At 40.8% G+C, this 13,225-nt stretch carries 12 protein-coding genes and 1 pseudogene; 11 read left to right on the top strand and 2 right to left on the bottom strand.

All coding sequences use genetic code 11. The features are described 5' to 3' along the window. Positions 1-15: 15 nt before the first annotated feature. From ODU55_RS04000 to ODU55_RS03970, 7 genes are all read left to right on the top strand, one after another. On the top strand, positions 16-753 hold the full coding sequence (locus tag ODU55_RS04000; protein WP_398581952.1) for a Stp1/IreP family PP2C-type Ser/Thr phosphatase: 738 nt from the start codon (positions 16-18) through the stop codon (positions 751-753). After that, complete coding sequence (pknB, locus tag ODU55_RS03995; protein WP_398581951.1) at positions 753-2,747, top strand: Stk1 family PASTA domain-containing Ser/Thr kinase; 1,995 nt, start codon at positions 753-755, stop codon at positions 2,745-2,747. Before ODU55_RS04000 ends, pknB begins: the two co-directional genes overlap by 1 nt. Before the next feature lie 287 nt (positions 2,748-3,034). Then, positions 3,035-3,730 (top strand): cell wall-active antibiotics response protein LiaF, encoded by a 696-nt coding sequence (gene liaF / locus ODU55_RS03990; protein WP_024384079.1) that lies wholly within the window; start codon positions 3,035-3,037, stop codon positions 3,728-3,730. Then, positions 3,727-4,743 carry a sensor histidine kinase gene (locus ODU55_RS03985; RefSeq protein ID WP_024384078.1) on the top strand — a complete coding sequence of 339 codons (1,017 nt, stop codon included), beginning with the start codon at positions 3,727-3,729 and terminating at the stop codon, positions 4,741-4,743. Before liaF ends, ODU55_RS03985 begins: the two co-directional genes overlap by 4 nt. Next, on the top strand, positions 4,715-5,356 hold the full coding sequence (locus ODU55_RS03980; RefSeq protein WP_002937025.1) for a response regulator transcription factor: 642 nt from the start codon (positions 4,715-4,717) through the stop codon (positions 5,354-5,356). Before ODU55_RS03985 ends, ODU55_RS03980 begins: the two co-directional genes overlap by 29 nt. Before the next feature lie 49 nt (positions 5,357-5,405). Continuing rightward, complete coding sequence (locus ODU55_RS03975; RefSeq protein WP_029173958.1) at positions 5,406-6,806, top strand: bifunctional Cof-type HAD-IIB family hydrolase/peptidylprolyl isomerase; 1,401 nt, start codon at positions 5,406-5,408, stop codon at positions 6,804-6,806. A gap of 1 nt (position 6,807) precedes the next feature. After that, positions 6,808-7,179, top strand: a complete 372-nt coding sequence (locus tag ODU55_RS03970) for a S1 RNA-binding domain-containing protein (protein WP_002937017.1) — start codon at positions 6,808-6,810, stop codon at positions 7,177-7,179. A 25-nt stretch (positions 7,180-7,204) separates the two neighbouring features. Here ODU55_RS03970 and cysK read toward each other — a convergent pair whose 3' ends face one another. After that, positions 7,205-8,131: a cysteine synthase A gene (gene cysK / locus ODU55_RS03965; RefSeq protein ID WP_024384077.1), complete on the bottom strand. Its 927-nt coding sequence runs from the start codon at positions 8,129-8,131 to the stop codon at positions 7,205-7,207. Positions 8,132-8,220: 89 nt separating this feature from the next. Further along, complete coding sequence (locus ODU55_RS03960; protein WP_161947046.1) at positions 8,221-8,853, bottom strand: YigZ family protein; 633 nt, start codon at positions 8,851-8,853, stop codon at positions 8,221-8,223. Between the two features lie 56 nt (positions 8,854-8,909). On the opposite strand from ODU55_RS03960, the gene ODU55_RS03955 reads away from it, so the two are divergent. The 4 genes and pseudogenes from ODU55_RS03955 to ODU55_RS03940 all read left to right on the top strand — a co-directional run. After that, complete coding sequence (locus tag ODU55_RS03955; protein WP_398581950.1) at positions 8,910-10,202, top strand: DEAD/DEAH box helicase; 1,293 nt, start codon at positions 8,910-8,912, stop codon at positions 10,200-10,202. Next, positions 10,195-10,860, top strand: coding sequence for a ComF family protein (locus ODU55_RS03950; RefSeq protein ID WP_398581949.1), 666 nt, complete (start codon positions 10,195-10,197; stop codon positions 10,858-10,860). Before ODU55_RS03955 ends, ODU55_RS03950 begins: the two co-directional genes overlap by 8 nt. A 76-nt stretch (positions 10,861-10,936) precedes the next feature. Next, positions 10,937-11,479, top strand: coding sequence for a ribosome hibernation-promoting factor, HPF/YfiA family (gene hpf, locus ODU55_RS03945; protein WP_029186180.1), 543 nt, complete (start codon positions 10,937-10,939; stop codon positions 11,477-11,479). Positions 11,480-11,779: 300 nt separating this feature from the next. Next, positions 11,780-12,928 (top strand): annotated as a pseudogene (locus ODU55_RS03940) (IS110 family transposase); the annotation flags it as partial. Between the last annotated feature and the right edge of the window lie 297 nt (positions 12,929-13,225).

The raw sequence follows: 13,225 nt of genomic DNA, 5'->3' as shown, positions 1-13,225 counted from the left end.
GCAACGATAAAAATTATGGAAATTGCATTACTTACTGATGTTGGACAAAAACGTTCGAACAACCAAGATTATATTAACCGCTATAAAAACAGAGCAGGTATTGATTTAGTCGTATTGGCTGATGGAATGGGCGGTCACCGTGCTGGTCATATTGCCAGTGAGATGGCAGCGACAGATTTAGGTGCTGCCTGGGTTGATACTCAATTGATTACCTTAAATGATGTTCGTGAATGGCTGGTTGGAATCATTGATGCAGAAAATCAAAAGATTTATGAATTGGGTCAAACAGAGGAATATAAGGGAATGGGAACAACTCTTGAAGCAGTTGTTGTCATCGACAACCAAATGATCTATGCCCATGTCGGAGATTCACGAGTTGGATTGATTAGAGATGGCGAATATACACGTCTAACCAACGACCATTCGCTGGTAGGTGCCCTTGTTCGAGCTGGTCAGCTCACAGAAGAAGAAGCACAGCGTCACCCTCAAAAAAATATTGTAACGCAGTCCATCGGACAAGCCGAACCAATTGAACCAGACATTGCTTTGAAAACTCTTGAGGTTGGAGATTATGTCCTTATTAACAGCGATGGCTTAACCAATATGGTACCAACCGAGGACATTCGTGATATTGTATTGAGTGATGTATCCATTGAAAGCAAGGTAGAAACACTTGTACGTTTTGCTAATAATGCAGGCGGTCTAGATAATATTACAGTAGGTTTGTTTCACATTACGGAGGAGGCTAGGTAATGATTCAAATCGGTAAGATCTTTGCCGGTCGGTATCGAATCGTTCGGCAAATTGGTCGAGGCGGTATGGCAGATGTTTACCTAGCAAGAGATTTGATTTTAGATGGAGAAGAGGTTGCCGTTAAAGTTCTTCGGACCAACTATCAGACAGATCAAATTGCTATCCAGCGTTTTCAACGTGAAGCGCGTGCCATGGCAGAACTTGACCATCCCAATATCGTTCGTATTTCGGACATCGGCGAAGAAGATGGTCAACAGTATCTGGCTATGGAATATGTCAATGGCCTCGATTTAAAACGTTATATAAAAGAAAATGCACCACTCTCCAACGATGTTGCGGTGCGAATTATGGGACAGATTCTCCTTGCTATGCGAATGGCGCACACGAGAGGAATTGTCCATCGAGATTTGAAACCTCAGAACGTCCTTTTGACTTCCAATGGAGTCGCTAAAGTAACAGACTTTGGTATTGCAGTTGCCTTTGCTGAAACGAGTTTGACACAAACCAACTCCATGTTAGGTTCTGTTCACTATCTTTCACCTGAGCAGGCGCGTGGTTCGAAAGCGACCATTCAAAGTGACATTTATGCGATGGGAATCATCCTTTTTGAAATGTTGACGGGTCGCATTCCCTATGATGGAGACAGTGCTGTGACGATCGCTCTTCAGCATTTCCAAAAACCTCTCCCATCTGTTAGAGAAGAGAATGCCAACGTACCTCAGGCTTTAGAAAATGTTGTACTAAAAGCAACGGCTAAAAAATTAAACGAGCGCTATAAGTCGGTTGCAGAAATGTACGCAGATTTAGCTTCGGCCCTATCCATGGATCGTCGGAATGAACCCAGGGTTGAACTAGAAGGGAACAAGGTTGATCCAAAAACCTTGCCGAAACTCTCCCAAGCCAATGTTGAAACGAAAGTACCGCATACAAACAGTTCTGCCCAAACTTCTACGACGGATAAGGGGTCTGGTAAGAAAGAAGTGGCGAAGTCGGGAAATAAGCCTGTTTCAAAACCAAGATCAGGTATGCGTACACGCTACAAAGTCTTGATAGGGGCTATTTTGTTAACAGTCATAGCGACTGGACTCATATTTTTCAACACTCCACGAACAGTTACAGTCCCTGACGTATCTGGTCAAACCGTTGAAAAAGCTACAGAAATGATTGAAGTGGCAGGATTGAAAGTTGGAAACATCACAGAAGAAGCGACAGCGACTGTAGATGAAGGCTTGGTAATACGGACCTCCCCGGCTGCAAAGACGACCAGACGTCAAGGAAGTAAGATTGATATTGTAGTAGCAACGGCTGCGATGGTATCTATTCCAGATGTGACAGATAAGGATTCTGATACTGCACGGCAGGAATTGGAGGTTCTTGGTTTCCAAGTGACAACAAAAGAAGAATATAGCGAAAAAGTTGCCCAAGGTCTCGTCATCAAAACAGATCCAGGAGCAAATAGTTCTGCTGAGAAGGGGGCAAAAATTACCCTTTACGTTTCCAAAGGAGTAGCGCCACAAGTTGTTCCAAACGTTGTTGGAAAAACTCAGGAGAATGCTACTCAAATTCTTCAGACAGCAGGCTTCAGTATTGGAACTATTACTCAGGAATACAGCTCATCTGTTACTGCGGGTCAAGTTATCAGTACAGATCCCGTTGCCAATACAGAGTTGACAAAAGGTTCTATCATCAATCTAGTTATTTCAAAAGGAAAAGAATTGATTATGCCTGATTTAACATCTGGCAAGTACACCTATTCACAGGCACGTAGTCAATTACAAGCACTGGGTGTCAATGTGGAAAGTATTGAAAAACAAGAAGATAGAAGCTATTATTCAACGACAAGTGATATCGTCATTGGACAATATCCTACTGCTGGCGCAACAATTGATGGAACAGTTACCTTGTATGTCTCCGTTGCATCAACCGGCGCCGGTAGCGATTCCTCAACAGGAAGTTCCACGAGTACAAGTACTTCAACAGATAGTGGACAATAAAGATGAATAAGGTTGGGCAGATGCCGAACCTTTTTCTCTTAATTAGAGAGCGTAGTTTGTGAGCGGTCCCCTATGCCAAAATTGTTTCCTTCTGTCCATCAAGGGTGATGGCCTAGGAGTGATTTGCATAGTTTGTAGTATGTTTAGTTTATTTTGCTTGCCTTGTTAATTTACTTTGCCGTACCCAAGTACAGCCTGCATCTCGTTGCTTTGAACTAATATTTCCTACTTTAGATGGAGTTCTTTTACTTATTTTTTGTTACAATAGTATAGAAAGGATGGAGAAGATGCGGAAAGTTCAATTTTTTCTACTAATAGAAAGTATGATTTTTACGATGGCAGCCTTTGATGTGGTAGCCAATGAGGCCAGTCGGACCCTGCTACTTTTCTCTGCCTTATTACTCATCATTTGGTACTTCCTAGGAAGAAAAGTCAACAGTGTTTTACTGGTCAGCTCCTTATCTCTATTATTTTTGGTCTTTGTTTTAAATCCCTTCTTCATTATTGGGATTATGCTACTAGTCGTGTACATGCTGATTAATTTCTTTTCACGCTATGAAAAGAGAAACCAATATACCCACATTGTTTTTAGTGACTATTCTCTACAGGTTCAAAAAGAGAAAAATAGATGGTTTGGCAACCACGACCACTCTCAAGATAGGTTTGGTTTTGAAGATATTAACATTGTACGCTTGTTTGGCAATGATGTAGTTGATTTGGATAAGACTGTATTAGTTGGTAGAGATAATATTGTTGTAATTCGTAAAACGTTTGGACGGACAAAAATTATTGTTCCAATTGATGTTGAGGTTGCACTGTCAGCAACTAGTATCTATGGACGAGTAAGTTTCTTGGGTGAATCATACTGGGATTTGCGGAATGAAAGTATAGCGGTCAATAGTCCCGATTATCAAGAATCACACAAACGTGTAAAAGTCGTTACCAACAATATACTGGGAGATGTGGAGGTGGTTCGCGTATGAGAAAACGTACCTACCTACTCCTAGCCTGGTTTGCCTGTCTTATTGTTTTTGTAGTGATTGCTTCCACCCTCCCACTTTTAAATTATTCATTGCTAGATGTTACGCTCTGGATTTCAACGGAGCAGCTCGTGTTTACTCTCATTCTACTAGTTATTGTTTTGACTCTTTTTCTAGCTGTAATGGTACAAACTGTCAGCCTAGCCTCCACTCAGGTTATGCGGACGAAGTTACAAGCTATCTTGAAGAATAAAAGTATTCGAACAGATACCGAAAGTGATCAACTCTTGCTCCAGTTGTCTGATAAGGTCAGAAACCTCACGCGTCAGGTACAGCTGGTTGACAATCAAGATTTAGTCAAGAAAGAAGAGATTGTTGAGGGAGAACGGAAACGGATTGCCAGGGATTTGCATGATACGGTTAGTCAAGAGTTATTTGCAACGAGCATGATTTTGTCAGGATTATCGTCCAATCTATCCACTCTTCCGCAGGAAACTTTGCAGGAACAGCTGATGCTCGTGAAAGACATGATTGAGTCTGCCCAAAGAGACCTACGCATCCTATTATTACATCTACGCCCAAGTGAACTTGAAAGTAAAACCTTGGTTGAAGGATTTGAGCTGATTTTGCGTGAAGTTAGCGACAAAAGTAATATTATCGTTCATTTCCAACATGAAGTAGAGGAGCTACCGAAACTAATTGAAGAACATCTCTTCCGCATTGCGCAAGAAATTATCAGTAATACCTTGCGACATGCCAAGGCCAAGCATTTGGATGTTTACCTCTTGCAGAAGGAAACAGAACTGCAGTTGAAAATGACAGACGATGGTATCGGCTTCCAACAAGGGGCAGATGATGAATTAAGTTACGGTCTTCAAAACATACGTGAGCGGGTTGAAGACATGGCTGGAACGATAAAAATTCGCACAGCCCCAAATAAGGGAGTGGCGATCGATATTCGTATCCCACTATTGAAAGGAAAAGAAGATGAATACGATTCGAGTGATGCTAGTTGACGACCATGAGATGGTTCGTCTAGGATTGAAAAGTTACTTAAATTTACAGCCAGATGTTGAAGTAGTTGCAGAAGCTAGTGATGGCGAGGAAGGTTTGGCTAAAGCATTAGAGGTTAAACCCGATGTTGTAGTGATGGATTTGGTTATGCCCAAGATGACTGGCGTAGAAGCAACCCTGGCCTTGCTGAAGGAGTGGCCGCAAGCGCAGATTGTCATCCTGACCTCCTACCTAGATAATGAAAAAATCTATCCTGTGCTGGAAGCAGGAGCTCGTGGCTATATGTTGAAAACGTCAAGTGCTGACGAAATCTTAGCAGCCATCCGCAAGGTAGCTCTTGGAGAATATGCTATTGAGACAGAAGTAGAGAAAAAAGTAGAGCACCATAAACGCCACCCAGATTTACATGATGACTTGACAGCCCGTGAACGCGAAATCTTGACGCTGTTAGCCAAGGGATATGATAATCAACGAATTGCAGATGAATCCTTCATTTCCTTAAAAACTGTTAAAACCCATGTTTCCAATATCTTATCCAAACTAGCTGTTAGCGATCGTACTCAAGCAGTTGTTTATGCTTTCCAGCATGGTTTGGTGGCGCAAGAGGACCAATAGTGGTATAATGAAAATTAGTTAATTTTCAACCAAAGGATAATGGAATTATATGGATGCAAAACTCAGATATAAGGCAAAAAAAATAAAAATAGTCTTTTTTGACATTGACGACACGCTACGTGTAAAGAATACAGGCTACATTCCTGAATCAATTCAGCAGGTTTTCAAATCACTAAAAGAAAAGGGAATTTTGACAGGAATTGCGTCAGGACGAACTCCTTATGGTTTGGTGCCAGAAATCAAGGCCTTAAAGCCAGACTTTTTCGCTATGATTAACGGCTCCTACGTAGAAGATGCCAAAGGTCAGGTAGTGTACCATCAGCCGATGCCCCAAAATTTAGTAGAATCTGTATTAAATTGGGCTAAAGAAATTGGAATCGAATATGGTATGCTTGGTAGTCAAAAAGGGACACTTTCTGCACGAACTGACCGCATTAGTCAAGTAATTGACTTGATTTATGAAGGTTTGGAAACAAACCCAACTTTTTATAAAGAAAATGACATCTACCAATTGCTAACTTTCGAGAAAGATGGTCACGAAGTAGAACTTCCAGAAGAGTTGCAAGCGGAATTGCGTAGTGTTCGTTGGGATGCTATTTCATCGGACATTGTGCTAAAAGGCTCTTCCAAAGCAACTGGTGTTGCTAAGGTTGTTGAAAAACTAGGCCTGAAACCTGAAAATGTCCTAGTGTTCGGAGATGGACTCAACGATATTGAGTTATTCGATTATGCAGGAATTAGTATCGCTATGGGGCATTCGCATCCAGAACTGCAAAAGCATGCAGATTATATCACAAAAAAAGTAGAAGAAGATGGCATTTTTGATGCCTTGGAGAAATTAGGTATGGTAGAAAAAGAAAAATATTTCCCGCAATTAGATTTGGAAAATGTTACAGGACCAGTTGCGCATATCAAGACTAACCATGGTAAGTTAACAGTAAAACTCTTCCCTGAAATTGCACCCAAAACTGTAGCAAATTTCGTAGCTCTTTCTAAAGATGGCTATTATGACGGAATTATCTTCCATCGTATTATCAAAGACTTTATGATTCAAGGTGGCGATCCAACCGGAACAGGTATGGGTGGTGAATCTATTTATGGTACTGCGTTTGAAGATGAATTTTCAATGGAAGCTTTTAATCTCAGAGGAGCCTTGTCAATGGCCAATGCAGGACCAAATACAAATGGAAGCCAATTCTTTATCGTTCAAAACCAAAACTTCCCATACAATGCGAAAGAATTAGAACGAGGCGGTTGGCCTAAAGAAGTTGCAGAAGCCTATGTCAAAAATGGCGGGACACCACATCTAGATCAACGCCACACAGTGTTTGGTCATCTAGTTGATGAAGACTCCTTCGTCGTCTTGGATGCTATCGCAGCGGTTGCAACAGATTCAGCAGATCGTCCACATGAAGATGTTGTAATTGAGACCATCGAAATAGAGGATTAAGATGAAAATCGGAGATAAACTCAAGGGGACGGTAACGGGCATTCAGCCGTATGGAGCCTTTGTACAATTAGAGAATGGGACGACGGGCCTAATCCATATCTCGGAAATCAAAACAGGTTTTGTTGATAATATTTATGATCATTTAAAATTGGGGCAAGAGGTTTTGGTACAGGTAGTCGACTTTGATGAATATACTGAAAAGGCTAGTTTATCAATCCGGACCTTAGAAGAAGAACAACAAAAAATTCCGCGTCATCATCGTTTTACAAATGAACGGAATAAAATTGGTTTTTCCCCTTTAGCAAAACAACTTCCGAAATGGATTGAGGAAGCTAAAGGCTATCTCAAAGAACACAAAGAAAAGAAGGTATAGGATGCATTCCTAACCTTCTTTCTTTTTAATCATTGAACTCATAAAGAGCTGTTGACAAGTAACGCTCACCATTATCAGGCAAGATTGCCAACACTTTTTTTCCAGTTCCCAACTCCTTAGCGACTTCGATAGCAGCGTGAATTGCTGCACCTGAAGAAATACCAACTAAGAATCCTTCTTTTCCACCGATAGCACGACCTGTAGCTAAGGCATCATCGGATTTGACACGAATAATGCCATCATAGGCGCTAGTGTCCAAAGTATCTGGAATAAAACCTGCCGAAATACCTTGGATCTTGTGCGGACCAGGTGCTTCACCAGATAAGACAGCTGATTCATCAGCTTCGACAGCATAGATAGCAATATCTGGATTTGCTGTCTTCAAAACATGCGAAACACCTGAAACGGTACCACCAGTACCAACGCCAGATACAAAGGCATCTAAACCAGTTGTTCCAAAGTCTTCCAAAATTTCCTGTCCTGTTGTATCTTCGTGAACTTTTGGATTGGATGGATTAGCAAACTGGAAAGGAACCCAGCCATTTTTTTCTTCAGCAATCTCTTTTGCTTTGGCGATAGCCCCCTTCATCCCTTCGCTACCAGGAGTCAAGACGAGTTCAGCTCCATAAGCTTGGATAATCTTACGACGCTCAACACTCATGGTTTCAGGCATGACGATAATCACCTTATAACCTTTTGCTGCTCCAACCCAAGCAAGACCGATACCAGTGTTACCACTTGTTGGCTCAACAATAGTATCTCCAGGTTTGATTGTACCAGCCTTTTCAGCATCTTCAATCATAGCCAAGGCGATACGGTCTTTTACAGAAGAACCTGGGTTGAAAGCTTCCAATTTGACATAGACCTCAGCAGCTCCTTCAGGTACAATATTGTTAAGTTTGATAATCGGAGTTTTTCCAACTAATTGCGTAATATTTTGATAAATAGCCATAAGGCACCTCCAAATAATGTTATTATACATTATATAGTAGAAAGTCAAAAAAGGATAATATAAAAAAACTATCTCGCCGATAGCTTTTTTTAATAGACAGGTACCTCAACGATTCGAGAGTTAGCTTTTTCCGCGAATACTTTTCCGTGGTAAAAGTCAGTAAGACTTGCTAATGTTTGTTCAAGGAATTCTTTATCGACAAAAATCATGGTTGAAACTTCAGTAGTAAACTGGGTATCAAATTCTTCCAGACCTTGCTCAGCTCGCCAATTGGCAAACTCTTGGTATTGGGCGTAGGACATACTAATGGAAATACCTTCCTGCTCCTTGACTTCCACAACACCGATCTCCTTGACTGCATTAGCCACGGCTCCAGCGTAAGCACGAATTAAACCACCAGCACCCAGTTTGATGCCGCCAAAATAGCGGGTAACCACCGTTGCGACATTGGTCAGTTCGTGATTTTCTAAAACCGTCAGCATTGGCACACCAGCAGTTCCTGACGGCTCTCCATCATCTGAGGAACGCTTGATTTCCATATTTTCTCCAAGGACAAAAGCAGAGCAGTTATGAGTAGCCTTGTAATGTTCTTTCTTGATTTTGTTGATAAAGTCGCGAGCTTCCTCCTCGCTGGTCACTCGTTTCATAAAGCAGATAAATCGTGACTTTTTAATTTCTTCTTCAACAATACCATCTTCTCTAATTGTTTTAAATTCTTTCATAACCAAATTGTACTAATTTTTTTAAAAACTGACAAGAAATTCCGAATAAATAAGTGATGAAAGAATTAGAAAATTATTATGGAAGATTATTTACCAAATACCAATTAACAGCAAAAGAAAGAGAAAGGGCAGTTTCAATTGCGAACTTCTCAGAAAAGAAAGCCTGCTTTCGATGTGGAACAGTGTTTGAAGAAGAAAACAAGTTGCCAAACGAAGCATATTACTGTCGAGCCTGCTTGCTTTTGGGCAGAGTACGGTCAGATGAAACACTCTACCATTTTCCACAGCAAGAATTTCCTGTAAATTCTTGTTTGAAATGGAAGGGGACGTTAACCGATTGGCAACAAGGGATTTCTGACGGCTTGCTAGCAAATGTTGAAAAAAGACAAGCGACCTTGGTTCATGCCGTAACGGGTGCTGGCAAGACAGAAATGATTTACCACACCGTTGCCTCTGTGATTGATAAAGGCGGAGCAGTTTGCCTAGCCAGTCCACGAATTGATGTCTGCATCGAACTCTATAAACGACTGCAAAATGACTTTTCAGTCCCCATTAGTCTCTTACACGGAGAGTCCGAACCCTATTTCCGAACGCCTCTCGTTGTTGCAACGACACATCAGTTGTTAAAATTTTATCAGGCCTTTGATTTGGTTTTGATTGATGAAGTAGATGCCTTCCCCTACGCAGACAACCCCATGCTTTATCGAGCGGCAGATAATGCGGTCAAGGAAGACGGTGTTCAAGTATTTTTGACAGCAACATCAACAGATGAATTGGATAAAAAAGTTAAAACAGGCAAATTAAAACGGCTCAGTCTACCGAGACGATTTCATGGAAATCCACTTGTTGTGCCACAAAAGGTTTGGTTTTCCAAGTTTGATGCCAACCTAAAGCAAAATAAACTGGTCCCCAAACTTACGAAGGCAATCCAAGAACAGAGAAAATCAGGCTTTCCCTTGCTCATTTTTGTACCAGAAATTTCCAAAGGTCAAAATTTTGCTAAGATAATGGAAAAAACATTTCCAGATGAAACAATTGGCTTTGTATCCAGTCAAACAGAAAATCGTCTTGAAGTAGTAGAAGGATTTCGCAATAAAGACATTACAATCCTAATTTCTACCACAATCCTAGAACGTGGGGTAACCTTCCCTGGTGTTGATGTCATCGTTGTCCAAGCTAATCATTACCTCTACACCTCGTCCAGTCTTGTGCAGATTGCAGGTCGAGTCGGCAGGAGTATGGATCGTCCGACTGGCCTACTCCAGTTTTTCCACGAGGGGTCTACCCGTTCCATTGAAAAGGCCATTGCTGAAATCAAACAAATGAACAAGGAGGCCGGCTATGTCTAACTGCTTACTATGTACTCAAAACTTGAAAACCAGACAAACCTTTTCTGAGCTTATTTTCTTTGGCAAAACCCAGTCAGGAGTTTGTCATGATTGTCTTGCTACTTTTGAAAAAATAGCAGAGCAACACTGTCCATATTGTTTTAAAAGCGGGGAAGAAGGAAGCTGCAAGGATTGTCACTACTGGCTAAGCCAAGGGAAATCAGTATCCCACACGGCCATTTTTCAGTACAATGAAGCCATGGCGGCATACTTTAGCCGATACAAATTTCAAGGCGACTATGTTCTCAGAAAAATATTTGCAAGAGAAATCAAAGAAGCAATAGCAGATTTTTCGGATTACACCATCGTTCCCATTCCACTCAGTCAAGAACGATTGGAAGAACGAGGTTTTAACCAGGTTACTGGTTTACTAGAAGCTGCTAAGATTCCTTATCAAGAGTTGCTGGGCAAACGAGATAGTAAAAAGCAATCTTCTAAAAGTCGAGAAGAGAGGTTAGAAACAGAACAAACATTTTACCTACTAGATGAAAAAAATCTACCAGAAAAAATTTTATTAATCGACGATATTTACACAACAGGAGCTACAATCCAGCTTGTCACAAGTCTTTTCATGAAAACCGGACAGAAAGAAATCAAAACATTTTCACTTGCAAGGTAAGAAAACGGTTGCAATATTCTTGTAATGTGGTATAATTATAGTGAAGAAAGGCGAAAGCCAAGAAAGAGGTACTAATATGATTAAATTCAGTATTCGTGGAGAAAACCTTGAAGTTACAGAAGCACTTCGTACTTATGTAGAAGAGAAAGTAGCAAAGATTGAGAAATATTTCAATGAAGATCAAGAATTGAATGCGAAAGTAAATCTAAAAGTTTACCGTGATAAGCGCTCAAAAGTTGAAGTTACAATTCCAGTTGGCTCAATGACACTTCGAGCTGAGGATGTATCACAGGAAATGTACGGTTCGATTGATCTGGTTGTAGACAAGATTGAACGTCAAATTCGTCGTAACAAAACAAAAATTGAAAGAAAACATCGCCAAAAAGTTGCAACAGGTCAAGTATTTGCAGAAGATTTAGTTGAAGAAACAGAAGACGAAGTAAAAGTTGTAAGAACAAAGCAGGTTGATTTAAAACCAATGGATATAGAAGAAGCAATTCTCCAATTGGAATTACTAGGTCATGACTTCTTCATTTACACTGATGCAAATGATGGTACTACAAACGTATTATATAAACGTGAAGATGGAGATTTAGGACTTCTAGAAGTTCGCCAATAATCAACAAAAGAACAGTTACATGATGTAGCTGTTCTTCTTTGATTCAAAAAAAACAAAAACATACTAAGATTAGTAGTGAGGAAATCTCCGACGGGAGAGAGTAGTCACTACTTTTTCTTTATGTTAAAGTAGAGGTGTCTTGTTAAGTCGAGAACTCTTTTGACGCTAGACGTCGCATCAAAAACTGGCAAGACACCTGTTTTAGAAAGAATGTTATCAAAGTATGTGGGACGCCAGACGTCGAGTATTGAAAATGACATCACTAAAACAAGGAATCATTCAAGACAAAGAGGTAATATCATGCGTGCAGTTTTTGGGATTGATGTGAGTAAGGCAAGTTCAGAAGTGGCCATTCTAGTCAATGGTGAGAAAGTTCATGGCTATACCATGTCCAATGACGCCTTAGGCTTTGCTCGGCTACTTGGCGATTTGAAAACCGTCCATAAGCCAGAAATCATCTTTGAAGCAACAGGTGTCTATTCTCGTCGTCTCCAAGCTTTTCTGGATGAACATGGCTACGCTTATACACGGCTTAATCCCTTAGAAGCTAAGAAGCAACTGGATAGCTTGCGTGTGCGGAAAACAGATCAAATTGACGCCGAAAAACTGGCTCAATCTCAATTTGTGCTGAATCGTAAACCCACTTATGTCCAAGAAGAAGTCTATCAAGAACTGCGAGATTTAAGTCGCTTCTATCAGAACTTAGCTGAGGACATCGTTCGAGCTAAAAACCGTCTGCACAAGGTCTTGCAAGTCACGTTTCCAGAGATAGAGACTGTCTTATCAAAGCCAACTGGGGAACAATACTGGAACTTAGTTACTGCGTTTCCTTACAAGGACTTCGTGCTTGATTTAAGCAAGGACGAACTCTTAGAGAGCATTCGTCAGTCCACCTCAAAACGTATTTCGGACAAGCGTGTGGCGTATTTAGCTGAGAAGCTGATAGCACTAGCTAATCAATCTTATTGTGCCGTCAAGAAAACCTCTCCAATGCTGGAAGAGGTTCGTTACTATGGAAAAGAATTGCTTCGGCTTTCTGAACAGAGACAAACTGTCCTAGACCAAATGGTGGAACTAGCTCAGCCATTACCTGAATATGACATTCTGCTCTCTATTCCTGGAATAGCTGAGACTACTGCAACAAGTATTATTGGTGAACTGGGAGATATTCGCCGTTTTCAGTCTGCCAATCAAATCAATGCCTTTATCGGTATTGATCTGAGACACTATGAATCTGGCAACTTCCTCGCTAAGGAACACATTACCAAGCGTGGCAATCCCTACGCTAGAAAGATTCTGTTCAAATGTATTCACAATATCGCTTCAGCCAGTCACACCAGTCCTTGCCATATCGCCGACTTTTATGAGAAACGAAAAAGACAATCGCAAACGACTTCTACGAAGCCACATACGATTGCCTCCATACATCGTCTCATTCGGACAATGTATTGTAACCGCCCAATAACAAGGTATCTATCTAATCACTCCCTCCTCCTGTATACTGTTATAAAAAACAAAACTGGAGGATTTATTATGTCACACCCCATCGTCCCATTGACTATTCCCCTATCTCGCCGCTTTGAGAAGAAAGGCAGAAATGATATTCTGATGAAAATTCATCTCGGAAAAGTGGAAGTCACATTCTTTCACTCTATCAACCAAAAAATATTAGAAACAATCTTGGATAAGGTACTGCACTATGACCATCCGACTCAGTGATTTAGGTCAAGTCTACTTGGTTTGCGG

The sequence above is a fragment of the Streptococcus sp. 2022WUSS037 genome, from assembly GCF_044427225.1.
Taxonomy (GTDB): Bacteria; Bacillota; Bacilli; order Lactobacillales; family Streptococcaceae; genus Streptococcus.
This window is presented reverse-complemented; position numbering and strand designations above follow the sequence as displayed.